Source organism: Amycolatopsis sp. cmx-4-61 (genome assembly GCF_046548775.1).
Taxonomy (GTDB): domain Bacteria; phylum Actinomycetota; class Actinomycetes; order Mycobacteriales; family Pseudonocardiaceae; genus Amycolatopsis.
The window spans coordinates 293382-315976 of the sequence record NZ_JAEBEI010000005.1 but is presented as its reverse complement, the minus strand read 5'-3'; the positions used below and the strand labels follow the sequence as shown (position 1 = coordinate 315976).

The 22595-nt window shown below is 71.6% G+C and carries 29 protein-coding genes; 18 read left to right on the top strand and 11 right to left on the bottom strand.

Annotated features, from left to right (window positions below; all coding sequences use genetic code 11):
* Positions 1-10: 10 nt before the first annotated feature.
* Together ACLJOU_RS18460 and ACLJOU_RS18455 are read left to right on the top strand one after the other, a co-directional pair.
* Positions 11-706, top strand: coding sequence for a response regulator (locus tag ACLJOU_RS18460; RefSeq protein ID WP_410568869.1), 696 nt, complete (start codon positions 11-13; stop codon positions 704-706).
* Positions 703-1332 carry a response regulator gene (locus tag ACLJOU_RS18455; RefSeq protein ID WP_410568868.1) on the top strand — a complete coding sequence of 210 codons (630 nt, stop codon included), beginning with the start codon at positions 703-705 and terminating at the stop codon, positions 1330-1332. The genes ACLJOU_RS18460 and ACLJOU_RS18455 overlap by 4 nt, the downstream gene beginning before the upstream one ends.
* A 104-nt stretch (positions 1333-1436) precedes the next feature.
* On the opposite strand, the gene ACLJOU_RS18450 is transcribed toward ACLJOU_RS18455, so the two are convergent.
* Positions 1437-2231, bottom strand: coding sequence for a carbon-nitrogen hydrolase family protein (locus ACLJOU_RS18450; RefSeq protein WP_410568867.1), 795 nt, complete (start codon positions 2229-2231; stop codon positions 1437-1439).
* 84 nt (positions 2232-2315) lie between these two features.
* Between ACLJOU_RS18450 and hisD the strand changes: the two genes are divergently transcribed.
* From hisD to ACLJOU_RS18430, 4 genes are read left to right on the top strand one after another with little or no spacing between them, the layout of a single operon-like run.
* Positions 2316-3641 (top strand): histidinol dehydrogenase, encoded by a 1326-nt coding sequence (gene hisD, locus ACLJOU_RS18445; protein ID WP_410568866.1) that lies wholly within the window; start codon positions 2316-2318, stop codon positions 3639-3641.
* The gene (locus ACLJOU_RS18440) at positions 3638-4738 is read left to right on the top strand and encodes a histidinol-phosphate transaminase (RefSeq protein ID WP_410568865.1); all 1101 of its coding nucleotides are present in this window, start codon (positions 3638-3640) and stop codon (positions 4736-4738) included. The genes hisD and ACLJOU_RS18440 overlap by 4 nt, the downstream gene beginning before the upstream one ends.
* The gene (hisB, locus tag ACLJOU_RS18435) at positions 4735-5334 is read left to right on the top strand and encodes an imidazoleglycerol-phosphate dehydratase HisB (RefSeq protein ID WP_410568864.1); all 600 of its coding nucleotides are present in this window, start codon (positions 4735-4737) and stop codon (positions 5332-5334) included. Before ACLJOU_RS18440 ends, hisB begins: the two co-directional genes overlap by 4 nt.
* Positions 5331-5489: a hypothetical protein gene (locus tag ACLJOU_RS18430; protein ID WP_410568863.1), complete on the top strand. Its 159-nt coding sequence runs from the start codon at positions 5331-5333 to the stop codon at positions 5487-5489. The genes hisB and ACLJOU_RS18430 overlap by 4 nt, the downstream gene beginning before the upstream one ends.
* Before the next feature lie 47 nt (positions 5490-5536).
* Here ACLJOU_RS18430 and ACLJOU_RS18425 read toward each other — a convergent pair whose 3' ends face one another.
* The gene (locus ACLJOU_RS18425) at positions 5537-7720 is read right to left on the bottom strand and encodes an MMPL family transporter (protein WP_410568862.1); all 2184 of its coding nucleotides are present in this window, start codon (positions 7718-7720) and stop codon (positions 5537-5539) included.
* Positions 7721-7926: 206 nt separating this feature from the next.
* Between ACLJOU_RS18425 and ACLJOU_RS18420 the strand changes: the two genes are divergently transcribed.
* The gene (locus ACLJOU_RS18420) at positions 7927-8520 is read left to right on the top strand and encodes a TetR/AcrR family transcriptional regulator (protein ID WP_410568861.1); all 594 of its coding nucleotides are present in this window, start codon (positions 7927-7929) and stop codon (positions 8518-8520) included.
* Positions 8521-8557: 37 nt separating this feature from the next.
* On the opposite strand, the gene ACLJOU_RS18415 is transcribed toward ACLJOU_RS18420, so the two are convergent.
* Both ACLJOU_RS18415 and soxR read right to left on the bottom strand, forming a co-directional pair.
* Complete coding sequence (locus ACLJOU_RS18415; RefSeq protein ID WP_410568860.1) at positions 8558-9091, bottom strand: RNA 2'-phosphotransferase; 534 nt, start codon at positions 9089-9091, stop codon at positions 8558-8560.
* Positions 9092-9124: 33 nt separating this feature from the next.
* Complete coding sequence (gene soxR / locus ACLJOU_RS18410) at positions 9125-9586, bottom strand: redox-sensitive transcriptional activator SoxR (RefSeq protein ID WP_410568859.1); 462 nt, start codon at positions 9584-9586, stop codon at positions 9125-9127.
* Positions 9587-9638: 52 nt separating this feature from the next.
* Here soxR and ACLJOU_RS18405 point away from each other — a divergent pair, with 52 nt between their 5' ends.
* On the top strand, positions 9639-10331 hold the full coding sequence (locus ACLJOU_RS18405) for a thiamine pyrophosphate-dependent enzyme (protein ID WP_410568858.1): 693 nt from the start codon (positions 9639-9641) through the stop codon (positions 10329-10331).
* Between the two features lie 11 nt (positions 10332-10342).
* A complete protein-coding gene (locus tag ACLJOU_RS18400) occupies positions 10343-11227 on the top strand; it encodes a transketolase family protein (RefSeq protein WP_410568857.1) in 885 nt (294 codons plus the stop codon).
* On the opposite strand, the gene ACLJOU_RS18395 is transcribed toward ACLJOU_RS18400, so the two are convergent.
* Positions 11205-12308 carry a hypothetical protein gene (locus tag ACLJOU_RS18395; protein ID WP_410568856.1) on the bottom strand — a complete coding sequence of 368 codons (1104 nt, stop codon included), beginning with the start codon at positions 12306-12308 and terminating at the stop codon, positions 11205-11207. The genes ACLJOU_RS18400 and ACLJOU_RS18395 overlap by 23 nt on opposite strands.
* A 465-nt stretch (positions 12309-12773) precedes the next feature.
* Here ACLJOU_RS18395 and ACLJOU_RS18390 point away from each other — a divergent pair, with 465 nt between their 5' ends.
* Entirely contained in the window at positions 12774-13202 is a 429-nt protein-coding gene (locus tag ACLJOU_RS18390; protein WP_410568855.1) for an NUDIX hydrolase, read from the top strand.
* Here ACLJOU_RS18390 and ACLJOU_RS18385 read toward each other — a convergent pair.
* Genes ACLJOU_RS18385 through ACLJOU_RS18375 form a run of 3 tightly spaced genes read right to left on the bottom strand, consistent with a single transcriptional unit; the run spans position 13188 to position 15168 of the window.
* Positions 13188-13730 (bottom strand): NIPSNAP family protein, encoded by a 543-nt coding sequence (locus ACLJOU_RS18385; RefSeq protein WP_410568854.1) that lies wholly within the window; start codon positions 13728-13730, stop codon positions 13188-13190. The two genes, ACLJOU_RS18390 and ACLJOU_RS18385, sit on opposite strands and share 15 nt — an antisense overlap.
* A gap of 37 nt (positions 13731-13767) precedes the next feature.
* Positions 13768-14943 carry an acyl-CoA dehydrogenase family protein gene (locus tag ACLJOU_RS18380; protein WP_410568853.1) on the bottom strand — a complete coding sequence of 392 codons (1176 nt, stop codon included), beginning with the start codon at positions 14941-14943 and terminating at the stop codon, positions 13768-13770.
* A 48-nt stretch (positions 14944-14991) separates the two neighbouring features.
* Positions 14992-15168 carry a hypothetical protein gene (locus tag ACLJOU_RS18375; RefSeq protein WP_410568852.1) on the bottom strand — a complete coding sequence of 59 codons (177 nt, stop codon included), beginning with the start codon at positions 15166-15168 and terminating at the stop codon, positions 14992-14994.
* A gap of 171 nt (positions 15169-15339) precedes the next feature.
* Between ACLJOU_RS18375 and ACLJOU_RS18370 the strand changes: the two genes are divergently transcribed.
* From ACLJOU_RS18370 to ACLJOU_RS18340, 7 genes are all read left to right on the top strand, one after another.
* Positions 15340-16203, top strand: a complete 864-nt coding sequence (locus ACLJOU_RS18370; RefSeq protein ID WP_410568851.1) for a hypothetical protein — start codon at positions 15340-15342, stop codon at positions 16201-16203.
* A 32-nt stretch (positions 16204-16235) separates the two neighbouring features.
* The gene (hisH, locus tag ACLJOU_RS18365) at positions 16236-16853 is read left to right on the top strand and encodes an imidazole glycerol phosphate synthase subunit HisH (RefSeq protein ID WP_410568965.1); all 618 of its coding nucleotides are present in this window, start codon (positions 16236-16238) and stop codon (positions 16851-16853) included.
* 36 nt (positions 16854-16889) lie between these two features.
* Positions 16890-17627: a bifunctional 1-(5-phosphoribosyl)-5-((5-phosphoribosylamino)methylideneamino)imidazole-4-carboxamide isomerase/phosphoribosylanthranilate isomerase PriA gene (priA, locus tag ACLJOU_RS18360; protein ID WP_410568850.1), complete on the top strand. Its 738-nt coding sequence runs from the start codon at positions 16890-16892 to the stop codon at positions 17625-17627.
* A gap of 109 nt (positions 17628-17736) precedes the next feature.
* The gene (locus ACLJOU_RS18355) at positions 17737-18330 is read left to right on the top strand and encodes a TetR/AcrR family transcriptional regulator (protein WP_410568849.1); all 594 of its coding nucleotides are present in this window, start codon (positions 17737-17739) and stop codon (positions 18328-18330) included.
* A 55-nt stretch (positions 18331-18385) separates the two neighbouring features.
* Positions 18386-18727 (top strand): DUF1330 domain-containing protein, encoded by a 342-nt coding sequence (locus ACLJOU_RS18350; protein ID WP_410568848.1) that lies wholly within the window; start codon positions 18386-18388, stop codon positions 18725-18727.
* A 194-nt stretch (positions 18728-18921) separates the two neighbouring features.
* Positions 18922-19101, top strand: coding sequence for a hypothetical protein (locus tag ACLJOU_RS18345; RefSeq protein ID WP_410568847.1), 180 nt, complete (start codon positions 18922-18924; stop codon positions 19099-19101).
* Positions 19102-19133: 32 nt separating this feature from the next.
* Positions 19134-19610, top strand: a complete 477-nt coding sequence (locus tag ACLJOU_RS18340) for a GNAT family N-acetyltransferase (RefSeq protein WP_410568846.1) — start codon at positions 19134-19136, stop codon at positions 19608-19610.
* Here the strand turns inward: ACLJOU_RS18340 and ACLJOU_RS18335 are convergent.
* On the bottom strand, positions 19594-19980 hold the full coding sequence (locus ACLJOU_RS18335) for a PPOX class F420-dependent oxidoreductase (RefSeq protein WP_410568845.1): 387 nt from the start codon (positions 19978-19980) through the stop codon (positions 19594-19596). The two genes, ACLJOU_RS18340 and ACLJOU_RS18335, sit on opposite strands and share 17 nt — an antisense overlap.
* A 166-nt stretch (positions 19981-20146) precedes the next feature.
* Between ACLJOU_RS18335 and ACLJOU_RS18330 the strand changes: the two genes are divergently transcribed.
* A complete protein-coding gene (locus ACLJOU_RS18330; RefSeq protein WP_410568844.1) occupies positions 20147-21085 on the top strand; it encodes a hypothetical protein in 939 nt (312 codons plus the stop codon).
* Here ACLJOU_RS18330 and ACLJOU_RS18325 read toward each other — a convergent pair.
* Together ACLJOU_RS18325 and ACLJOU_RS18320 are read right to left on the bottom strand one after the other, a co-directional pair.
* Positions 21075-22052, bottom strand: coding sequence for a hypothetical protein (locus tag ACLJOU_RS18325; RefSeq protein ID WP_410568843.1), 978 nt, complete (start codon positions 22050-22052; stop codon positions 21075-21077). The two genes, ACLJOU_RS18330 and ACLJOU_RS18325, sit on opposite strands and share 11 nt — an antisense overlap.
* Entirely contained in the window at positions 22049-22549 is a 501-nt protein-coding gene (locus ACLJOU_RS18320) for a SigE family RNA polymerase sigma factor (protein ID WP_410568842.1), read from the bottom strand. The genes ACLJOU_RS18325 and ACLJOU_RS18320 overlap by 4 nt, the downstream gene beginning before the upstream one ends.
* Positions 22550-22595: the final 46 nt, after the last annotated feature.

Below are 22595 nucleotides of genomic sequence, written 5' to 3'. Positions count from 1 at the left end.
AGTCGTGCACATGACACAAGAGCGTCCGACCGAGGGTGAGCTGGGCCAGGGGCGGGTCCGGGTCGCGGTCATCGAAGACCACCCGCTGTACCGCGTCTCCGTCGAACGGGTGCTGGCCGAGGCCGACTTCGTCGAACTGGGTGCGGTCGTCGATTCGGTCGCCCGGTTCCACGTGCACCGGCAGCCGCCGGGCAGCGTGGTCCTGCTCGACCTGGGCCTGCCCGGCGTCGCGGGGGCGGCGGCGGTGCTGGAGGTGTGCGAGCTCGGGCACCACGTGCTCGTGGTGTCCGCGCAGGCCGAACCGGAGGTCGTGCTCGGCGCGATCGCCGCCGGGGCCCGCGGGTTCCTCTCGAAGGACGTCGACGCGGACGAACTGCTGATCGCGATCAAGACGGTCGCCGACGGCGGCGCGTACGTCTCGGCGGTGGTCGCCGGGATGATCATGAAGGACAACGCCGACCGGCCCGCCGTGTCGGCCGAAGCCGAGCTGTCCCCGCGCGAGGAGCAGGTGCTGCGGCTGGTGGCGGCGGGGGAGCGGGACGTCGACATCGCGCTGATCCTCGGCATCGGCGTCCGGACGGTCCGCGGCTACCTCGACCGCATCCGCGACAAGACGGGCGAACGGCGGCGGCCCGGTCTGGTCAAGGAGGCCATCCGCCGCGGCCTGATCGGCGAGGCGGGCCCCCGGCGCGGCGGCCGCAAATGAGCGGGCGCATCGCGGTCGGGGTCATCGAGGACCACCCGCTCTACCGGTACGCCCTGACCCGCGTGCTGACCGAGGCCGCGGACATCGAGCTCGGCGCGGTCGCCGACTCGGTGGCCCGGTTCGCGGTCCAGGACCAGCCGGCGGGCAGCGTCGTCGTGCTCGACCTCAAGCTGCGCGGCGTCCAGGACGCGGCCGCGGTCCTGGAGGTGGGGCAGATGGGGCACAAGGTGCTGGTGGTGTCCGCGCACGCGGAACAGCCGGAGGTGCTCGGCGCGATGCAGGCGGGCGCGAAGGGCTTCCTGTCGAAGGACGTCGACGGCGACGAGCTGCTGCGCGCGATCCGCACGATCGCCGACGACAACGCGTACGTGTCGCCGACGCTGGCCGGGATGATCATCCAGGACAGCGAGGAGCGGCACGCGGGCCCGAAGATCGTGCTGTCGGAACGCGAGAAGCAGGTGCTGCGCCTGGTGGCGGCGGGGGAGCGGGACGTCGACGTGGCGGAGATCCTGAACATCAGCGTCCGCACGGTCCGCTCGTACCTGGACCGCATCCGCGACAAGACCGGCGAACGCCGCCGCGCGGGCTTCGTCCGCGTCGCCATCCGCGAAGGCCTGCTCCGCTGACCCCCGGCCCCAAGCGCCCCAATGTGGCCTTCGGTGCGTGAGACGCACCCAAGGCGGCCTTCGGTGCGTCAGACGCAACCAAGGCCGCATTGGGGCGCTTACAGCTAGAGCCGTCGGTTGGCCAGGGCTCCCGTGGCTGCGCGCGCCTGGGCCGAGACCGCCGGGTCCACGTCCACCAGGAGGGTTTCGGGAGCGGGACCCGCCTGAGCGACCACCCGGCCGAAGCCGTCCGCCACCAGCGAGTACCCGATGCCCGTCGGCGCCTTCGGGTTGACCGTGAGGCCCGTCGCCGCGGGGTCGGCCTGGCCGCAGCCCAGCACCCAGCAGCCCGAATCCAGCGCCCGCGCCCGCACCAGGACCTCCCACTGCTCGCGCTTGCCCGCGCCCGCGCCCCACGACGTCGGCAGCAGCACGACGTCGGCGCCGTCGTCGGCCAGTGCGCGGAACAGCTCCGGGAACCGCACGTCGTAGCAGGTCGCGACGCCGTGGACGACGCCGTCCAGCTCGAACGTCGTCGCCGTGGAACCGGGCGCCACCGTGTCGGACTCGGCGAACCCGAACGCGTCGTAGAGGTGGATCTTGTCATAGCCGCGGTGGTGCCCGGCGCCGGTGATGAGGAGCGTGTTGCGGACGCGCCCGTCGCCGGCCGGGGTGAACATCCCGGCCACGACCACGACGTCGTGCTCGGCGGCCACCGCGGCCACGGCGGCCGCCCAGGGACCGTCGAGCGGCTCGGCGACCGGTTCGAGCGGCCGGCCGAAGCGGGCCATGGTCGCTTCGGGGAACACGACGATCCGCGCGCCGTCCGCCGCCGCGGCCTCGACGCCGGAGCGAATCAGCTTCAGGTTCGCCTCCGGATCGTCACCCGAGTTGACCTGGCACAACGCGATTCGCGCCACCGCTGCCTCCTGCATGCTGGGATCGGCCGTCACCGGGGAGTATCGCCGAAAACCCGTTCGGTGTGACCTCGTACCCTGGTGGGCATGCTGAACCGCACCGACCTGCGCGGGCAGGTCCCGACCGCCGCCGAACTGCGCGCCACGCTCCCGCGCGCCGAATACGACGTGGACGCGGCGCTGCACCACGTGCGCCCGGTGGTCGAGGCGGTCCGCGACCGCGGTGTCGAAGCCGTCCTCGAGTACACCGAGAAGTTCGACAAGGTGCGCCCGGCGGCCGTGCGCGTGCCGCGGGCCGCGTTGACGCGCGCGCTGGCGGAGCTCGACCCGGCCGTGCGCGCCGCGCTCGAGGAGTCGATCACCCGCGCCCGGAAGGTGCACGCCGAGCAACGCCGCACCGACGTCACGACCACCGTCGTCGAGGGCGGCACGGTGACCGAGAAGTGGGTGCCGGTCGAGCGGGTCGGGCTGTACGCCCCGGGCGGGCTGGCCGTGTACCCCTCGACCGTGGTGATGAACGTCGTCCCGGCGCAGATCGCCGGCGTCGGCTCGCTGGTCGTCTGCTCGCCGCCGCAGGCCGCCTTCGACGGCCTGCCGCACCCGACCATCCTCGCCGCGGCGGAGCTGCTCGGCGTGGCCGAGGTGTGGGCGGCCGGCGGCGCGCAGGCCGTCGCGCTGCTGGCGTACGGCGGCACGGACACCGACGGCGCCGAGCTCGCGCCGGTCGACATCGTCACCGGGCCGGGCAACATCTACCTCACCGCGGCCAAACGGCTCCTGCGCGGCCTGATCGGCATCGACGCCGAAGCCGGCCCCACCGAGATCGCCATCCTCGCCGACGGGACGGCCGACCCGGTGCACGTCGCCGCCGACCTGATCAGCCAGGCCGAGCACGACCCCCTGGCCGCGAGCGTCCTGGTCACGACGTCGACCGAGCTGGCCGACGCCGTCGACGAGGAGCTGGTGAACCGCGTCGCGGCGACCAAGCACAGTTCCCGGGTCGCCGAAGCCCTGGCCGGCAAGCAGTCCGGCATCATCCTGGTGTCCACAGTGGACGACGGACTGCGCGTCGTCGACGCCTACGCCGCCGAACACCTGGAAATCCAGACGGCGGACGCGCGGTCGGTCGCGGCCCGGGTCCGCAACGCGGGCGCGATCTTCGTCGGCGCGTACGCCCCGGTCTCGCTCGGCGACTACTGCGCCGGCTCCAACCACGTCCTGCCCACCGGCGGGTTCGCCCGCCACTCCTCGGGCCTGTCCGTGCAGAGCTTCCTCAAGGGCATCCACGTCGTGGACTACACCGAGGACGCGTTGCGCGAGGTCGCCGGCCGCGTCGTCGCGCTGGCTGACGCCGAAGACCTGCCCGCGCACGGCGAGGCGGTCACGGCGCGGTTCGGAGGTGCGGTCCGATGACGATCGGCGAAGAGGTCACCCTGGACCAGCTGCCGCTGCGGGAGGACCTGCGCGGCAAGTCGCCCTACGGTGCGCCGCAGCTGGACGTCCCGATCCGGCTCAACACCAACGAGAACCCGTACCCGCCGCCGCCGTCGCTGGTCGCGGACGTGGCCGAGGCGGTCCGTCTCGAGGCGGCCGAGCTGCACCGCTACCCGGACCGTGACGCGGTGGCGCTGCGCCAGGACCTGGCCGACTACCTGAGCGTGTCGACGCGGGTGGTGCTGTCGGAGGCGAACGTCTGGGCGGCCAACGGGTCCAACGAGGTGCTGCAGCAGATCCTGCAGGCGTTCGGCGGGCCGGGGCGCAGCGCGCTCGGCTTCGAGCCGTCGTACTCGATGCACCCGATCATCGCGTCCGGCACCCGCACCGAGTGGGTGCCGACGCCGCGCCGCGGAGACTTCACGCTGGACACGGCCGCGGCGGCCACGCTCATCGCTTCGCGGCGGCCGGACATCGTGTTCGTGACCAGCCCGAACAACCCCACGGGTGGCTCGATCCCGCTGGCCGAGCTGCGCTCCCTGCTCGACGCGGCCACCGGGATCGTCGTCGTCGACGAGGCGTACGCGGAGTTTTCGTCGCAGCCGAGCGCGGTCTCGCTGCTGGCCGAGTACCCGTCGTCGTTGATCGTGTCGCGCACGATGAGCAAGGCGTTCGCGTTCGCGGGCGGCCGGCTCGGCTACCTGGCGGCGGCGCCGGCGGTGGTCGACGCGCTGCAGCTGGTGCGCCTGCCCTACCACCTCTCGCGGCTGACGCAGGCGGCGGCCCGGGCGGCCCTGCGGCACGCGGACGCCACGTTGGCCAGTGTGCACAAGCTGGCGGCCGAGCGTGATCGCGTCGTGGAAGCGTTGGCGGGCCTGGGTTACGACCCGGTGCCCAGCGACGCCAACTTCGTCCTCTTCGGACGGTTTTCCTCGCCGTCGGACGCTTGGCAGTCCTATCTGGACCGCGGGGTGCTGATCCGCGACCCGGGCATCCCCGGTCACCTGCGCGTGAGCATCGGCACCCCGGAAGAGAACGACGCCTTCCTCGAGGCGAGTAAGGAAGTCTCGCGATGACCCGCATCGGCAAGGTCGAACGGACCACCAAGGAGTCCTCGATCTCCGTGCAGCTGGACCTCGACGGAACGGGCGAGGTGGAGATTGCGACCGGCGTCCCGTTCTACGACCACATGCTGACGGCGTTCGGCGTCCACGGCTCGCTGGACCTGAAGGTCGAGGCCACCGGCGACGTCCACATCGACGCCCACCACACGGTCGAGGACACGGCGATCGTCCTGGGCCAGGCGATCCGCCAAGCTCTGGGCGACAAGAGGGGAATCCGCCGCTTCGGCGACGCGTGGATCCCGATGGACGAGACACTGGCCCACGCGGCGATCGACGTATCGGGGCGGCCGTACTGCGTGCACGTGGGCGAGCCGGAGCAGTTCAACACCTTCACGATCGGCGGCAACTACCCGTTCGTGCTGACGCGCCACGTGTTCGACTCGCTGGCGTTCCACGCGCAGATCGCCTTGCACGTGCGGGTGATCCACGGCCGCGACCCGCACCACATCGCGGAGGCGGAGTACAAGGCGGTGGCGAGGGCCCTCCGCGCGGCCACCGAACCGGACCCGAGGGCGGGCGGCATCCCGTCGACGAAGGGCGTGCTGTGAGCAACGGAGTCGTCGGCGTACTGCTGCTGGCCCTGGGCGGTTTCCTGCTGGGCGGGGTGTACTCGACCTGGAAGACGGCGAAGTTCATGGCGGTGGTCCTGGGGGTGGCGGCAGCCCTCGCCATCGGCGGCGCGATCTTCTGGTTTTCCAGCTGAGAGACGGCGAAGGCCCCCTCGGGTGAGGGGGCCTTCGCCGTTTCCGGTCAGCGGCTCGCGCCGACCAGTTCCCGCCCGTCGTCGCCAGGGGCGTCGTTCAGCTGCTTCGTCAGCTTCTCGCCCTCCACGTCGACATCCGGCAGCACGCGGTCCAGCCACTTCGGCAGCCACCACGCGCCGCGGCCCAGCAGGGACATCACCGCCGGCACCAGCGTCATGCGCACCACGAACGCGTCCACCAGCACGCCGAACGCCAGCGCGAAGCCGATCGACTGGATCAACGACGACTCCGCCAGCACGAAGCCGGCGAACACGCTGATCATGATCAGCGCCGCCGCGACCACCACGCGGGCGCCGTGGCGGAAGCCCGTGACCATCGCTTCCTGCGGCTCCGCGCCGTGCACGTGCTCCTCGCGCATCCGCGTCACCAGGAACACCTGGTAGTCCATCGCCAGCCCGAACAGCACGCCGATCAGCAGGATCGGCAGCATGCTCATGATCGGGCCGGTCGAGGAAACACCGAGCAGATCCGTCAGCCAGCCCCACTGGAACACCGCGACCACCGCGCCGAACGTCGCCGCGACCGAGCCGAGGAAGCCGATCGTCGCCTTCAGCGGCACCACCACCGAGCGGAACACCAGCATCAGCAGCACGAACGCCAGCCCGACGATCAGCGCCAGGTACGGCAGCATCGCGTCCGACAGCTTCTCGGAGACGTCGATGTTCGCCGCCGTCTGGCCGGTGACGGCCAGCTTCGCGTCCAGCTTGCCGGACTCCGCGCGGATCGCGGCCACCAGGTCCTCGGTCTGCGTGCTGCTCGGCCCGCTCTTCGGGATCACCGTCAGCAACGCCGTGTCACCCGCCTGGTTGACCCGCGGCGGAGTGACGGCGGCGACGTCGGGCAGCTTCTGGATGTCGGCCGCGGCCTGGCCGAGCGCGGCCTGGCGGTCGGCGGTCTGCGAGACGTCGACGACGACCAGCAGCGGCCCGTTCGAGCCTTCGCCGAAGCTGCGGCTGGCGATCTCGTACGCCTTGCGCTGCGTCGACTCCGGGGCCGCCGTGCTGTCGTTGGGCAGGCCGAGCTGCATGCTCAGCGCGGGCAGCGCCACGACGGCCATCCCGGCCAGCGCGACGAGCAGCACCGGGATCCGGTGCCGGCCGACGAACCGCGCCCAGCGCTCCCCGTGCGTCGTTTCGACCGGCTTGCGGCGCAGCCGGATGCGGCCGCCGGCGACGCGGGACCCGGCGAAGCCGAGGATCGCGGGCAGCAGCGTCAGCGCGATGAGCACGGCGATCGCGACGGTCACCGCGGCGGCGACGCCCATCTGGCCGAGGAACGGGATGCCGATCACGGTCAGGCCGGCCAGCGCGATGATCACGGTCAGCCCGGCGAAGACCACGGCGGATCCGGCGGTGCCCGCGGCGCGGCCCGCGGCTTCTTCGGGGTCGCGGCCGATGCCCAGTTCGTGGCGGTACCGCGAAACGATGAACAGCGCGTAGTCGATGCCGACGGCCAGGCCGATCATCAGCGCCAGGATCGGCGTGTTCGAGTTCAGCTCGAGGAACCCGGAGGCGAGGAAGATGCCCGCCATCCCGGTGCCGACGCCGATCAGCGCGGTGAGCAGCGGGATGCCGGCCGCGAGCAGCGAACCGAACGTGATGACCAGCACGACGGCGGCGACCGCGACGCCCAGGCCTTCGGTGGCGCCGGTCGCGGGCACGCCCTGCACGGCGTCGCCGCCGAACTCGACGGTGAACCCGGCGGCGCGGGCGGCGTCCGCGGTGTCGAGCAGCGCCTGACGGTCCTCGTCGGTCAGCTCGTACGCCTTCGCTCCGTAACTGACCTGGGCGAGCGCGACGCGCTGATCGGGGGAGATCGACCGTGCCTGGAAGGGGTCGACCACGGCGGCGACCTTCGGCGCCGTCTTCAGGCGACCGGCCAGCGCTTCGACGGCGGCCTTGCCTTTGGCGTCGGTCACCGTGGTGCCGGCGGGGGCCTCGATGATCACCCGCGCGGTGGCGCCACCCGCGTTGGCCTGCGGGAACTTCTCGGTGAGCTGGTCGATCGCCCGCTGCGACTCGGTGCCGGGGATCGTCACCGAGTTCGACAGCTGGCCCGACAGCGTCAGCGCGCCCAGGCCCAGCGCCACCAGGACCGCCGCCCAGACGGCCGCGACCAGCGCTCTGCGCCGGAAGGAAAACCGGCCGAGCCGGTACAGGAAGGTCGCCACGAGTCAGCTCCGTTTCGCCCGAACGGGGTCGGTTCACTCCATAGGGTCGTTCCCCAAGCTAGCCGATCGGCAAGGGCGACTCCAAGCCGATCGGCAAGTATGTGACTTGCCGAACAGCAAGGTTTATCCCTTGCCGGTCGGCTAGTAAGGCGGTTTGCCGATCGACAGGGGGTGACGTAGGCTCCGACGGCTGCTGAGGAGGAAGAATGACCGCCGGCCCGGCCGAGGACACCCGGACCCGACTGCTGCAGACCGCGCTGCGCCTGTTCACCGAACACGGGGTCGAGGGCACGTCGCTGCAGATGATCGCCGACGCGCTGGGCATCACCAAGGCGGCCGTGTACTACCACTTCAAGACGAAGGCGGAGATCACCGAGGCGGTCGCCGAGCCGGGCGTGCGCGACCTGGACGAGCTCGTCCGGCGCGCGGCGGCCCAGAAGCGCCGGGGCGCGCAGGTGGACCTGCTGCTGGAGGGGTTCGTCGACCTGGTGATCCGCCACCGGGCGCTGGTGGCGCTGTTTTCGAGCGACCCGGGCATCGCCCGCGCGATCGAGAAGTCGGCCCACGGCGGCATGGAGGGCTTCGGCCGGGTGCTGCTCGGCATCCTGTCGGGCCCGGACCCGGACACGACGGCCCGGGTCAACGCCTTGGTGACGTTGACGGGCATCGCGATGGCCGGCGGCTCGCCGGACCTGGCGGGCCTGGGTGACGAAGAGCTGCGAACGGAACTCCTGGACGTGGGCCGCCGCCTGCTGGGCCGCCCGCGCCGCCGAACCCCCACCCCGCTCGCCGCCCTCTGACCGCCGGGCCGGCCGTCCGGGAACGCGCGGGCGCCGGTCAGCCGGTGAACGTCAGGTACTCCGGCGGCACCGCCGACGTCAGCCAGACTCCGTTGGCACTCACCTGGAACGCGTGACCCGCCTTGGTCATCGCGGCGGCGTCGACCCGGAGGATCACCGGCTTGCCGCGGCGGGCACCCACCGTCCGAGCCGTCTCGACCGTCGCCGAGAGGTGGACCGCGTGGCGGTTCATCGGGCGCAGGCCTTCGCGGAAGATCGCGTCGAGGTGGGTCGCCACCGTGCCGTGGTAGAGCACGTCCGGTGGTGTCGCGTCCGGCAGGTCGAGGTCGACCTCCACGCTGTGCCCCTGGCTCGCGCGGATGCGCGTGCCCGTTTCGTCGAACGCGAACCGGCGCTTGTTGTTCTTCTCGACCACTTCCTCGAGCTCGCCGCGGGTGATCGAGAGGGCGCGCACGAGGGCGTCGACCGGCACCCAGCCGCCGGGGGCGAGCGTCAGGCCGAGCGCGGCGGGGTCGTGACGCAGGTGCCGCGCCAGCCGCTTCGAGAGGTGGATCAGCTGCTTTTCGTTCATCGCCGTTCCAGCATCGCGCCGGGCGCAAGCAGTTCAGATGCCGCCCTCGACCGCGGGACGCAGTTTGCTCGCGCCCGGGCCGAAGCGGGCCAGCTCGTCGTCGTTGTTGTACAGCGCGCAGCTGCGCAGGGACAGGCAGCCGCAGCCGACGCAGCCGGTGAGGCGGTCGCGGAGCCGTTGCAGGGCGTCGATCCGCGCGTCGAGCTCCCGCTGCCAGTCGCGGGACAGGCGTGCCCAGTCGGTCTTCGTCGGCGCGTGGTCCACCGGCAGCGTCGCCAGCGCCGTGCTGATGTCCTCGAGCGAAAGCCCGACCCGTTGCGCGGCGCGGATGAACGCGATCCGGCGCAGCACCGAGCGCGCGTAGCGGCGCTGGTTGCCCGCCGAGCGCTCCGAGCTGATCAGCCCCTTCTCCTCGTAGAATCGCAGTGCCGTGTGCGGCACCCCGCTGCGTTCCGCCACCTGTCCGATGCTGAGATGTTCAGCGAGCCTGGTCACCAGGTCAGGCTATCCTTGACTTCGAGTTTAGTCGAGGTTGCATCGTCGGGTCATGACCACTGTGACCGAACCCGGCTACGCCGGCTTGCCCCGGCTGATCGCGCTGATGACCGGCGACGAAAAGCACAGCGCCGCCGCGGAGTCCACTTTGGACGTCCTGTGGGTCCTCTACGACCGCGTGCTGGACGTCACGCCCGAGAACTTCCGCGAGCCCGGCCGCGACCGGTTCCTGCTGTCCAAGGGGCACGGGCCGATGGCGTACTACGCCGTGCTCACCGCGAAAGGCTTCATCGCCGAGGAGGAGCTGGCGACGTGGTCCGGCCCGGGGTCGCGGCTGGGCCACCACCCCGACCGGCGCCGCATCCCCGGCGTCGAAATCTCCAGCGGGTCGCTCGGCCACGGCCTGCCGATCGCGTTCGGCACCGCGCTCGGCCTGCGCGCCCGCGGCCTGACGCGCGCGAAGGTCGTGACGCTGGCCGGCGACGCCGAGCTGGACGAAGGTTCGAACCACGAAGCGATCGTCGTCGCGGCGCGCGAAGGCCTCGAAAACCTGACGGCGGTGGTGATCGACAACCAGTCGTCGACACGCGGCTGGCCGGGCGGCATCGCGCGCCGCTTCGCCGTCGAAGGCTGGGAGACGCGCACGGTGTCCGGCCGCGACCACGACGCGCTGTACGACGCCTTCACCACCGCCCACCCCGGCCGGCCGCTGGCCGTGGTCGCCGTCGTCGAACCGAAGGGCTGACCGTGCTCTCGATGCGTGAAGAATTCCTCGCCACCACCGAACGGATCGTCGACGCCGACCCGGACGTCGCGGTCGTGCTGGCCGACATCTCGGCGGCCCAGCTCGCCGGCGCGGCCCGGCGGCACCCCGACCGGGTGATCAACGTCGGCATCCGCGAACAGCTGCTGGTCAGCACGGGCGCCGGCCTGGCGCTGGCCGGGCTGCGGCCGATCGTGCACACGTTCCCGCCGTTCCTGGTGGAGCGCGGGTTCGAGCAGATCAAGCTGGACTTTTCCCACCAGGAGGTGGGCGGCGTCCTGGTGTCGTGGGGAGCGTCGTACGACATGCCGACGGCGGGCCGCACCCACCAGTCGCCGGCCGACGTGGCCTTGATCGATTCGCTGCCGGGCTGGACGATCCACGTGCCGGGCCACCCGGAGGAGGCCCGCCGCCTGCTGCTGGAATCGATCCCCGGAGACGGGCGCGTGTACCTGCGGTTGTCGGCGCAGGAAAACGCTTCCCCCCACCTCGGCGTGGGCTTCACCCGGCTGCGTTCGGGTTCGTCCGGTGTGGTCGTGGCGGTGGGGCCGGTATTGGATCGGGTGCTGCGCGCGTGTTCCGGACTGGACGTCACGGTGTTGTACGCGTCGACGATCCGGCCCTTCGATGCGGCCGGTTTGCGGTCGGCGGTCCTTTCGGCGTCGCCTTCGGTGGTTCTCGTTGAGCCGTACTTGGCGGGAACGTCGGCGTATTGCGTCGCGGAGGCACTGGCCGATGTACCGCACCGGCTGCGGTCGTCGGGGGTGCGGCGGGATGTGGAGGTGCGGACTTACGGCGGGATCGCGGACCACGATCTGGCGCACGGGCTTGATGCCGGGTCGCTGGGGTTGTCGATCAGAGATTTCCTGGGGGATTAGCAGGAGCGGCTGGGGGCGGCGGAGGCCCCGCGGCGGGGTGGTCGTAGCGGATGTCTTCGGCCTCTCCTCTCAGCAGGGCCATGAGCTTGGCGTTGTTCCGGCGTTCTTCGCGGGAGTTCGGCGGCTTGCGCAAATGAAGACCCTCGTAGAACTTGAAGCGGTTCAAGTCGATCAGAGTGCGTAACGCGGTCGTGTATTCGTCAGCCGCCGCAACGGAAGCGCGGTACGCGAGGTAGGTCAGCGCATAGGTGGCCAACCCCAGGAACAACCACCAGCCGTCCGTAACCAGGCACGCGACGGTCTCGACGGTGGCAATGGCCGAGACCACGCTCAACCGAACCGACGTGTCGAGCTGCTGGCGAGAATCGCGGAGGTACGCGATGTGCTTGTCGTCCGCGAGCAGGGCGAAGTGCGGGGCCGTGATGACCGCGTCGATTCCGTACTGACGACCGGCCCGATCCTCCTCCCTGCGCAGTGCGTTGCCCAGCCGCGTCGGCATGAGCCTTGTCGGATCGGGATACCGTTCAGCGGCTTGGCCGAGGGTTTCGTCGGCGATGAGCCATGCGGTGAGATCGTCGCCGCGCTCGGAGGCCAGCAGGCGACGGCGGTTCTGTTCGTAGGTCGCATCATCCCAAGACTCGAACTCTTCTCTACCCCAAGCCAGTTCGAGTCGTGCGTCGACGAGTTCGCGCAGCTGATCGGCGATCGTCACTCGCCGATGCTCCAGCTCGCGCTGCTTCTCCCGGTACCGGTCGATCCGCATGCCCGTCAGGATCCGGCCGATCCGCGAAGGTCCCCAATACCCCTCGAGCACCTGGGTCATCGCGAACTGGAGCGGGTGGAGGAAGAGGCCGGTCGCGAGGCTCAGGAGGAGAATCCACGCCACCTTCGCCACCGTCGGCTGTCCGAACGCGGCGCCGAGCGAATCGAGTCGCGGCCGGCCGTGCCATGCGCCGCTGGCGATCAACGCCGCGGACCACAGGACGAGGAAAAGTGCGGGGAGCATGCTGACAACGCCGAAATAGCGGCCGATCCGGTTGCCGACCGCGAGTGCTCCTTCGGTCAGTGATGGTGTCGTCACTTACGGCGACCCGACCCGCCGACCGGTGGCAACCCGCATCGCAGGCAGACGACGTCGCCGTCCTTGTCGGCCCGAAGCGCACCGCCACAGCCGGGCCGGTCGCACCGGCCGCCCGAGCGGCGGGTGGTCCGCGCGGGTGTGCGTGGCGAGGGGATGTCCTGTCCGAGCAGCGCCTGCACGGAGAGGACGCCGAGCACGAGCCGAAGTCCGCGCATGAGCCTCACCCCGCCCTCCAGGATCCGACCATGGTAGGTCAGCATTCAGGCCGAGTCGACAGCGTGGAAGGCGGTGGTGATGGGGGTTTCGCCCTGGGCGGTGCCCGCCGTGGGAATCACGGTGGTCGCTGTGGCCGGGGAGTTCGGTGTCGGGTGGGCGTGGCTTGCCGCCGGAGTGCTCGCGGCGGCCGGTGCCGGCTGGCTTGCCTGGGTCCTGCTTTGGCGGCGTCGGCCCGATAGCGTGGCCGGCATGGGGTCCAGCATTCGGCCGATCGCGCTCGGCCTGATCCGGCGGCGGGAGCAGATCCTCGTTTTCGAAGCACGCGACGACGTCAAGGGCGAGACCTTCCACCGGCCTCTCGGCGGGGGCATCGAGTTCGGTGAGCACAGCAAGGACGCTCTCGAACGCGAGTTCCGCGAGGAACTCGACGCCGAGATCAAGGTGGGGGAACTCAGAGGCGTCCTCGAGAACGTCTTCGACTGGCGCGGCAACCCCGGCCACGAGATCGCCTTCATCTACGAAGCCGAGTTCGCCGACCCCGATCGGTACGGCGTGGACGCCATGAAGATCCTCGACGATCCCGCCACCGCGCGGTGGGTCGACCTCGCCGAGTTCCGGGAGGGACGCCGGATCCTCTACCCCGAAGGGCTCATCGGGCTCCTCTCAGCGGATCAGTGACCGTGACGTCGGGACGAGCTCGAGTGACGACGGCGACGGCTCCCGGCTGAACCACACCGAGAACGGGCCGTCCGTGCGCACCGGCAGGCGGGGGAAGTTGTTCGGGGACGGCTCCGTTTCGAACGCCGCGAACGCCGACTCCGGTGGGGATGCCGTTGCCGACACGGTCACGTGCAGACCCGTGCCCGGGGGTGGCGCGGCCAGGCCACGGCGGACCGGGCGCAGCAGGAGCACGTTGTCGGAGTCGATCATCGTCGCGTTCGCCGCCGCGCGGTGCTCCTGCCACGCCGGCCCGAAGTAGAACTCCTCCAGCGCTTTCTTGCGGGCCTCCATCGAGCGGAAGCCGCGCAGCCACACGAACTCGTCCGGCGCCGACGGCGCGCGAAACAAGCCGAACAGGTGCGCGCCCGCGGCTTCCTGCGGCTCGACGAACTCGCGCTCGAACAGCTCGATCAGCTCGTCGCGCCGGCCGGGGTGCAGGGTGTAGCGCCGCAGCTCCACCACGGTTTCGAAGTCGGAGAAAGTCATGGTGGAGAAGCTAGCGGCCACCACCGACAAAAACCGGTCAGCGGAACGCCGCGAGCCCCGTGACCGCCTGGCCGAGCGACAGCGCGTGCATCTCCTCGGTGCCTTCGTAGGTCAGCACCGTTTCGAGGTTCGCCATGTGCCGCATCACCGGGTACTCCAGGGAAATCCCGTTCGCGCCGAGCATCGACCGCGCCGTGCGGGCCACCTCCAGCGCCGACCGCACGTTCGCCATCTTGCCGAAGCTGACGTGGTTGTGGTGCAGCGAACCGGCGTCCTTCAGCCGCCCGATCTGCAGCGCCACCAGCCCGGCGCGGTTGACCTCGACGAGCAGGTCGGCCAGCTTGCGCTGGGTCAGCTGGAACCCGGCGAGGGGCTTCCCGAACTGCGACCGCGCCAGCGTGTACTCCAACGCGGCTTCGTAGCACGCGCGCGCCGCGCCGACGACGCCGAACAGGATCCCGTAGCGCGCTTCGTTCAGGCAGGACAACGGCCCGCGCAGCCCGCGGACCTCGGGGAACGCCGCCGAGGCCGGCAGCCGGACGCCGTCGAGCACCAGCTCCGCGGTCAGCGACGCCCGCAGCGACAGCTTGTGCTTGACCTCGTTCGCGGTGAATCCCGGCGTCGACGTCGGGACGACGAAACCGCGGATCCCGTCGTCGGTCTGCGCCCAGACGACCGCGACGTCGGCGACGGTTCCGTTGGTGATCCACATCTTCGTGCCCGACAGCACCCAGTCGGAGCCGTCGCGCACCGCCCGCGTGCGCATCGAGCCCGGGTCGCTGCCCGCGTCCGGCTCGGTCAGGCCGAAGCAGCCGAGCGCCTCGCCCGTGGCCATCCGCGGCAGCCACTCCTGCCGCTGCTCCTCGCTGCCCCACTTGTGGATCGCGTACATCGCCAGCGACCCCTGCACCGAGACGAAGCTGCGGAGCCCGGAGTCGACGGCTTCCAGTTCGCGGCACGCGATGCCGTACGCGACGGCGCTGGTGCCGGCGCAGCCGTAACCCTCCAGGTGCATGCCGAGCAGGCCGAGCGAGCCGAAGCTCTTCGCCAGTTCCGCGGCGGGCAGGGCGCCGGTTTCGTACCAGTCGGCGACGTGGTCGAGCAGGTGGTCCTTCGCGTACGCGCGGACGGCGTCGCGGATGGCGCGTTCCTCTTCGGCGAGCCCGGCGTCGAGGTCGAGAAAGTCGTGCGGGTCAGGGGTGCGGCTGCTCATGAGGGCTCCCGGGGGACGCGTCGATGCGGCCCCCGCAGGAAACCACAGTCAGGCGTCTGTCCTCCGCGTGGCGTTCGTCACGCACGCAGCAGACGGCGCCGGCGTGTGCCGCGACCGGGTCTGCTGCCGGGGGATCAGCAGCTCGCCGAACTGCGGGAACGGGACGCTCTCGATGTCGTCACGCCAGGCGTGGAGCATCTGGGACAGCAGATCGTCCTCGGCCATCTTCGCCTCCCTGGCGTCCGGTCGTGGCGGCCCGGCGCACACGATCGGGTGAAGTGATACCCGGCGAGCGGGACGGTCAAACGGGGTTTCTTCAAGTTTTTTCCGGGTGGGGTCCGCTCTGTGGCAGGATGGCGTCGCCGCCGCCAAGGCCTCAACTCCCGAGGAGCGCACATGCGCGCATTGCGGACGGCAAGTCTGCTCGCCCTCACCACCGCCACCCTGCTCGCCGTCACCGGCGTCGCCGCCGCGCACGGCACCCGCTGGCAGCAGGTCGGCCACACCACCGCCGAGAACCGGATCAGCGGTGAGGGCCTCACCACCCTCCGGCTGCCGGGGCGCCCGCCCGAGATCGTCTACCGCAACGGCGCCACCATCCCGCAGCCGCTGAAGGACGAGGGCTGGGGCCACGTCGGCGACCCCGACTCGCTGCGCGGCTACGTTTTCGACGTCTACCAGGACACGCGCACCCCGACGCCGACGACGAAGATGTACCTGGTCACCCGGCCCGACGGGACGGCGACGGAGTTCGTCCACCCGCTGCAGGCCGACGAGCCGGCCGCCAACGCGAACGCGCAGGTCGCGGTCACCCCGGACGGGCAGTGGCTGGTCTCGGGGCCGCTCGGCGAGATCGACCGGCTCTACGTCTCCCCGACACCGTTTTTGAACCCGCGCGGCCCGAAGGCGGCCGGCGACCTCCCCGTCGCCGCCCGCATCCACCTCGACCACCACATCCGCAGTGCCCAGGGCTGCGACTTCGCCGGCGCGACGCGGCTGATCTGCGCGACCAGCGATCCGTACAACGACCTGTACCCGACGAACCTGCAGCTGCTGCAGATCGACCTCGCGCACCCGCTGACCGGCCGCGACGTCACCGCGCGGGTGCACGAGATCGGCCAGGTGCCGCTGGTCAGCACCTGCACCGGCACCTTCACCCCGGAAGGCGTCGACTACGACGCCGGGGTGCTGCGCGTCGAGGTCGTGCCGCCGTCACCCTGCAACACGGTGACGGACGTCTATTCGTTCGAGCGCCGCTGAGCGCGACGGCTACGCTGGGTGGCGTGTCTCGTGTGGTGATCCTCGACTACGGTTCCGGCAACCTCCGCTCCGCCGAACGCGCTGTGGCGCGCGCCGGGGCCGACGTCGAGGTCACCGCCGACCCGCATGCCGCCGTCGAAGCCGACGGCCTCGTCGTGCCCGGCGTCGGCGCGTACTCCGCCTGCATGGCGGGCCTGCTGGACGTGCACGGGCACCGGATCATCGGCAAGCGCCTGGCCGGCGGCCGTCCGGTCCTCGGCATCTGCGTCGGCATGCAGATCCTCTTCGCCCGCGGCGTCGAGCACGGCGAGGAGACCGAAGGCACGGGGGAGTGGCCCGGCGTCGTCGACCGGCTGCACGCCGACGTCCTGCCGCACATGGGCTGGAACACCGTGCGCGCGCCCGCGGACTCGCAGCTGTTCGCCGGCCTCGACCCCGACGAGCGGTTCTACTTCGTGCACTCCTACGCCGCGCGCAAGTGGGAGCTCGAATCGGGCATCGGCCAGGAGCCCAAGGTCACCTGGGCGAACCACGGCGAGGACTTCGTCGCCGCGGTGGAGAACGGGCCGCTGTGGGCGACGCAGTTCCACCCGGAGAAGTCCGGCGACGCCGGGGCGCAGCTGCTGCGCAACTGGCTGGCGACCCTCTGACCGGGTGATCCGGGGCCCCGCCCTAGAGTTACCCGCGTGACTTTCACGCTGCTTCCCGCCGTTGATGTGGCCGATGGCCAGGCCGTGCGACTCGTCCAGGGCGAGGCCGGCACCGAGAGCTCCTACGGCAGCCCGCTCGAGGCCGCGCTCGCCTGGCAGCGGGACGGCGCCGAGTGGATCCACCTGGTCGACCTCGACGCCGCCTTCGGCAAGGGCAGCAACCGGGAGCTGCTCGCCGAGGTCGTCGGCCGGCTCGACGTGCAGGTCGAGCTCTCCGGCGGCATCCGCGACGACGCCTCCCTGAAGGCCGCCCTGGACACCGGCGCCCGCCGGGTCAACCTCGGCACCGCCGCGCTCGAGGACCCGGAGTGGACCGCGCGGGTCATCGGCGAGTACGGCGACCGGGTGGCGATCGGCCTCGACGTGCGGATCACCGAGGCCGGCCACCGGCTCTCGGCCCGCGGCTGGACCTCCGACGGCGGCGACCTCTGGGACGTCCTGGAGCGCCTGGACCGCGACGGCGCGTCCCGGTACGTCGTCACCGACGTCAGCAAGGACGGCACCCTGCGCGGCCCCAACCTGGAGCTGCTGCGCGACGTCGTCGCCCGCACCGACGCGCCGGTGATCGCCTCCGGTGGGGTGTCGAGCGTGGCGGACCTCGTCGCGCTGGCGGGCTTGGCCTCCGACGGCGTCGAGGGGTCCATCGTGGGCAAGGCGCTCTACGCCGGCGCCTTCACGCTGCCGGAAGCCCTCGCCGCGGTCGCGCAGGCCTAGCCGAGCGCAGGTCTGGTCCGCCGGTTCGGGGGTCACCGCGCGGAAGCGCCAGTCGAAACAACTCCGCGTGGAGTACTTTGGCCGAAGTGGTTCAAGGTCGGGAGCCGACATGGTGCGACGCAACCCCGAGCGGCGGGCCGCCCTGCTCGACGCCTCGATCGAGGTCCTCGCCAGCGAAGGCGCGCGCGGGCTCACCTTCCGCGCCGTCGACCAGCAGGCCGGCGTCCCGGTCGGCACGGCGTCCAACTACTTCGCCAGCCGCGACGAGATCCTGCGGCACGCGGGGGAGCGGGTCTACGAGCGGCTCGTCGACGAAGGCGTCATCGCGGGCGGGCTCGAGGGGCCGCGTGACCGGGCGCGCGTCACCGAGCTGATGCACGCGCTGGTCGATCGCGTGGCCGCCTTCCCGACCGGGTTCCTCGCGCTGCTGGAACTGCGGCTCGAAGCCACGCGCCGCCCCGAACTGCGGGACGTGCTGACCCGGCGCATCCGGGAGGACGTCGACTTCAACGTCGGGTACCACGAGAAATCGGGTCTGCCCGGCGACGGCACGATGGTCGTCCTGCTGTGGCTGGCGCTGAACTGGCTGATCATGGAACGGCTGACGCTGCCGGACCTGTTCACCGACGAGCAGCGCCACGACCTCGTCACCGCGCTGGTGGAGCGCCTGCTGGCCGGGCAGCCGACCTTACCTCCGGGGTAATCGACGCCGTGCGCGCGGCGGGCCAGACTTCGGGCGGGACAACGGAAGGAACGCCATGACCGCCTACGGAGTCGCCCACCTGCAGCCGCCCGCCGTGCTGCCCGAAGAGGTTTTCGAATACCTGGAACGCATCCAGGCCACGCTCGACCCGTACGGCGGCCGGTTCCTCGTGCACGGCGCTCCGGTGCAGGTCATGGAGGGCAACTGGCCCGGCGGACTCGTGCTCATCGAATTCCCGAGCCTCGCCGCGGCGCGCGAGTGGTACGCCTCGCCCGCATACCGGGAGATCCTGCGGCTGCGCGCGGACCACATCCCCGGCGACCTGATCCTGGTGGAGGGGTGCGGACCGGACCACGACTCGGCCGCGCTCGCGGCGGCCCTGCGCGGAGCCGCTTGAGGCCGAAAAGCGGCTGACAGGGGCCGCCGGGAGTCGTAGGTTGCCGCGGGCCGTGCTGCCCGAAGAGGTTCCGGGCGAAGGCGCAGTTATCCACATCGGGTCAGGTTGTCCACAGATTTCCGGAGCGGGCGTTTTTGCAGGCCAGGGCCGGTAGACTGGACTTGGGACGCCCCCCCCGGAGAGGGTGGGGGTCTGTGTGGTCGGCGGCGGGGGCCGTCGCGGGCAGCAGTGGCGCGGCTCGCCCGCCCACCAGCAGATCCCGCGCGGACCACATCCCCGGCGACCTGATCCTGCTGGAGAGTCGCCGACCGGACCACGAGTCGGCCGCACTCGCGGCGGCCCTGCTGACCGGGCAGCCGCCGAAAAGCGGCTGACAGGCGCCGCCGGGAGTCGTAGGTTGCCGCGGGTGGAGGAGATCGTCACCCAGCTCGAAATGACCGCCGTCGATCAGCTCAACCCCGCTCCGCTCGTCGACGGTGTCGCGCTGCGGACCACCGGGCCCGGGCCACTGATCCGCGACCTGCACGTCCGGATCGGGACGCCGTACCGGTGGCCGAGCGCGTCGCGCAGCGACGAAGAATGGGCACGCTGGCTCGCCGCGCCCGGCCGCGAATACCGGCTGATCGAGTACCGCGGCGAGATCGCCGGGGCCGCGGATTTCGAGCCGCAGCCCGGGAACGCCGTCGAGATCACCACGTTCGGGCTCGTGCCCGAGTTCGTCGGCAAAGGACTCGGCGGCTGCGCGCTCACCCTCGTCGTCGCCGACGCGTGGGCGCTGCCCGGCACCCGGCGCGTCTGGCTGCACACCTCGACCCTCGATCACCCGAACGCGCTGCCGAACTACCTGCGCCGCGGTTTCCGCAGCTTCAGCCGTCCAGCTTGACCGCGATGCCGACCGTCCGGTCCGCCGGCCCGCGCAGCTTCGAGAAGAACATCGTGACGCGCCCGACGATGCCGTACTTGCGGGCGATCGCGCGCCGGACCTGTTCGGTGTCGGCGGCGTCGAGCAGCCGGGCCTGGCCGGGCACCTTCGTGCCGTACGTCTTCCGCCCGCGGACGTCGCAGGCCTGCACCTCGACCCGGCCGCCGTTGCGGATGCGCTTGACCTTGCCGGCCTCGCGCACCGACCAGAAAACGAGCTCACCGCCCCGCCCGGCGACCCAGATCGGGGTCGGCACGGCCCGCCCGTCGCGCCGGAACGTGGTGAGGACGACGTAACGCTCGGCGGCGAGCCGGTCGGTTTCGGAAGTCATGCGCCCACCGTAGCCGCGTGGGGCGCAGCGTCCAGTGTGGACTCAGCACGCCGGGGAAGCCGACTGGGCCGTTCGGCCCCCGAACCCCACACGGGCGGCCGAAGCGTTTCAACACCGCATCCTGCAACGCTTCACGGGGCTGGATTCCCGCACCCTGGAGGCGTAGATGGCGGTCGAACAGCAACTCCCGGTACACCCTCGAGCCACCTTCTTCGGCGAAGGGCCCTACCCGCACCGGCGCGCCCGGATCGCCGTCGGAGCGATCCTGGCGGGGTTCGTGCTCACCGCCATCTGGTCGGCACCCTTCGTCGACTCCGTGATCGGCGACAGCGTCGCCAACAACCTCCTCGGCCACGACGCCAAAGCCACCCCGATCAGCGGCGTCCTCGCCGGGACGCTCTTCGCGTTCGTCTCCGGGCTCGCGGGCTCCTTCACCGCCTGCAACATCGCCGCCTTCGGGGCCGTCGCGCCGCTGGTGGGCGACCAGGCGGACCGGAGGCGAAGTGCGCTCAAGCCGCTCGGCTGGATCGCCGTCGGCATGCTCACCGTGTCGATCGGCTACGGCGTGATCGTCGCGCTCGTCGGCACCCGCATGCCGCAGTTCGACACCTCCAAGACGACCGGGCTCACGCCGCGCGGCATCCAGTCCATGGTCGCCTTCGGGGTCGTCGGCCTGGTCTTCCTGCTGATGGGCCTGATCGCGCTCGGCCTCGTCCGGAACCCCTTCGCCGGCTTCACCCGCCGTCACCCCGCCGCCCCGCTCGTGCTGATGGGCGCCCTCATCGGCGGGTTCCTCATCGGGCGGCCGTACCCGCTCTTCCGGATCATGTTCCGCAGCGCCGCCGAACAGCACGACGTGCTCTACGGCGCCGCCGCGTTCGCGCTGCAGTCGCTCGGCAACATCGTCGTCATGGCGGTGCTGTTCCTGGTCCTCACCTACGCCACGGGCGGCCGCGTGCAGCGCTGGCTGGCCGCGAAACCCGCGCGGGTCGCGGCCGTCACCGGCGCGGCCCTGCTCGTCGGCGGCACGTTCACGCTGCTCTACTGGGACGTCCGGGTGCTCGGCAGGCTGGGGATCATCTGGTTCCCGATGGTCAACTGGTAGCCCGCCCGAGCCAGCGGTAGTCGGGTGCCGGGTCGAGCTGGACGCCGTTCGCGACGGCGAGCAGCTCGGCCTCCGGCCGCGAGCCCGACACCTGCAGCCAGCGCCCCGACGGCAGCCGGACGGCGACCAGCGCGTCCCGCCCGTTCGCCGGCTTCACGAAGAACCCCGCACCGCCGCGGACGGTCACCGGCGCCGCGCCGGCCAGCCCGGGGGCCGTTGCGCCGACGACGGCCCGCACCGCGAAGTCCGCCGGCCGGGCCGGGTCCACCGCGATCAGCGTGGTGCTCGCGTCGCCGGGACCGGTGCCCTGCACCGCCGTCGAACGTTCGGCCAGTCCCGCCGGCAGCGGGCCGAACCGCAGCTCACCGCGGATGCCGACCGGGTCGGCGGTGACGGACTCGGCGATCCGCTGGGCGACCGTGCGGGCGTCCGGGATCCCGGAGATCGCCGCGCACAGCACGTGCGCGTCGTCGGCCAGCCAGGTGAGCCGGGCCTCGCCGCCGTCGCCGGTGACCATGGAAACCCGGCCGCGCACCAGGGCCTGGTCCTTCAGCGACGCGATCCTCAGCGCCGTCCGCGACCACTCGGGGTCGGCGGTGGAGTAGGTCAGCAGCGTGACCGAGGCCTGGCCGGCGGACCACCGCCGGACTCCCGGGGTGATCCCGGGACCGCCTTCGCGGTACTGCTCGGTGAAGCCGTCCGGCAGCCAGCCCGGGCCGTAGGCGAGCACCGGGCGGCCCGCGGCCGGCACCACGTCCGGCCTGGTCAGCAGCTGCGTGCCGGCGACGATGCCGACGACCAGCACGACGACGGCCGCGGCGACCAGGGCCAGCCGGCTCGCCGGCTGCCGTTTCCGGCCCGCGCGCGCGAGCGCCTCGCGGATCGCGTGGCCGTCCGGGGCGCGCGTGGCGAGGCGGTCCAGGCTGTCCCGGATCAGCGTCTCGGTCTCGTGCTCGCTGCGGGTCATTCGGGGGCTCCGGTGGTGATGACGGTGGAATCCAACCCGGCTTCGCGCAGGGTGGCCAGTGCCCGCGAGATCTGGCTGCGCACGGTGGAGGGGCCGCACCGCAGGAACGCGGCGATCTCGCTGTCGGTGTAGTTCTCGTAGTACCGCAGCACGACGGCCGCCCGTTGCTTGCGGGGGAGCGTGGCGAGCAGGCCGAGCATGGCGTCCCGCTCGTCGTAGGCGGCCGACGGGTCGGGTTCCGGCGGGCCGAGCGCGTCGAGGACGTCGTGGCTGCTGGACACCATCCGCCGCACCGCGCGCCGCCGCCACGACAGGTACTCGTTGGTGACCATCCGCCGCACGTACGTCGGCGGCGTGTCGATGCTGTCCCACCGCTGCTGGGCGCGCAGGAGCACGTCCTGCACGACGTCCTGCGCCAGGTGGGGGTCGTCGGTCAGGACGGTGGCGTAGCGGAGCAGCCCGTCCAGCCGCTCCGCCACGAACTCTTCGAAAGTCACCCGCGTCCTCTCCGTCACCCCTGTGGACGCGCGAGGGGGCCGGATC

What these genes read in the sequence shown, in the direction of transcription:
- ACLJOU_RS18460 (WP_410568869.1), top strand. Translation starts at nt 11, where the DNA reads ATGACACAAGAGCGTCCGACCGAGGGTGAGCTGGGCCAGGGGCGGGTC.
- ACLJOU_RS18455 (WP_410568868.1), top strand. Translation starts at nt 703, where the DNA reads ATGAGCGGGCGCATCGCGGTCGGGGTCATCGAGGACCACCCGCTCTAC.
- hisD (WP_410568866.1), top strand. Translation starts at nt 2,316, where the DNA reads ATGCTGAACCGCACCGACCTGCGCGGGCAGGTCCCGACCGCCGCCGAA.
- ACLJOU_RS18440 (WP_410568865.1), top strand. Translation starts at nt 3,638, where the DNA reads ATGACGATCGGCGAAGAGGTCACCCTGGACCAGCTGCCGCTGCGGGAG.
- hisB (WP_410568864.1), top strand. Translation starts at nt 4,735, where the DNA reads ATGACCCGCATCGGCAAGGTCGAACGGACCACCAAGGAGTCCTCGATC.
- ACLJOU_RS18420 (WP_410568861.1), top strand. Translation starts at nt 7,927, where the DNA reads ATGACCGCCGGCCCGGCCGAGGACACCCGGACCCGACTGCTGCAGACC.
- ACLJOU_RS18415 (WP_410568860.1), bottom strand. Translation starts at nt 9,091, where the DNA reads ATGAACGAAAAGCAGCTGATCCACCTCTCGAAGCGGCTGGCGCGGCAC.
- ACLJOU_RS18405 (WP_410568858.1), top strand. Translation starts at nt 9,639, where the DNA reads ATGACCACTGTGACCGAACCCGGCTACGCCGGCTTGCCCCGGCTGATC.
- ACLJOU_RS18400 (WP_410568857.1), top strand. Translation starts at nt 10,343, where the DNA reads ATGCGTGAAGAATTCCTCGCCACCACCGAACGGATCGTCGACGCCGAC.
- ACLJOU_RS18390 (WP_410568855.1), top strand. Translation starts at nt 12,774, where the DNA reads ATGGGGTCCAGCATTCGGCCGATCGCGCTCGGCCTGATCCGGCGGCGG.
- ACLJOU_RS18385 (WP_410568854.1), bottom strand. Translation starts at nt 13,730, where the DNA reads ATGACTTTCTCCGACTTCGAAACCGTGGTGGAGCTGCGGCGCTACACC.
- ACLJOU_RS18380 (WP_410568853.1), bottom strand. Translation starts at nt 14,943, where the DNA reads ATGAGCAGCCGCACCCCTGACCCGCACGACTTTCTCGACCTCGACGCC.
- ACLJOU_RS18375 (WP_410568852.1), bottom strand. Translation starts at nt 15,168, where the DNA reads ATGGCCGAGGACGATCTGCTGTCCCAGATGCTCCACGCCTGGCGTGAC.
- ACLJOU_RS18370 (WP_410568851.1), top strand. Translation starts at nt 15,340, where the DNA reads ATGCGCGCATTGCGGACGGCAAGTCTGCTCGCCCTCACCACCGCCACC.
- ACLJOU_RS18355 (WP_410568849.1), top strand. Translation starts at nt 17,737, where the DNA reads ATGGTGCGACGCAACCCCGAGCGGCGGGCCGCCCTGCTCGACGCCTCG.
- ACLJOU_RS18350 (WP_410568848.1), top strand. Translation starts at nt 18,386, where the DNA reads ATGACCGCCTACGGAGTCGCCCACCTGCAGCCGCCCGCCGTGCTGCCC.
- ACLJOU_RS18335 (WP_410568845.1), bottom strand. Translation starts at nt 19,980, where the DNA reads ATGACTTCCGAAACCGACCGGCTCGCCGCCGAGCGTTACGTCGTCCTC.
- ACLJOU_RS18330 (WP_410568844.1), top strand. Translation starts at nt 20,147, where the DNA reads ATGGCGGTCGAACAGCAACTCCCGGTACACCCTCGAGCCACCTTCTTC.
- ACLJOU_RS18325 (WP_410568843.1), bottom strand. Translation starts at nt 22,052, where the DNA reads ATGACCCGCAGCGAGCACGAGACCGAGACGCTGATCCGGGACAGCCTG.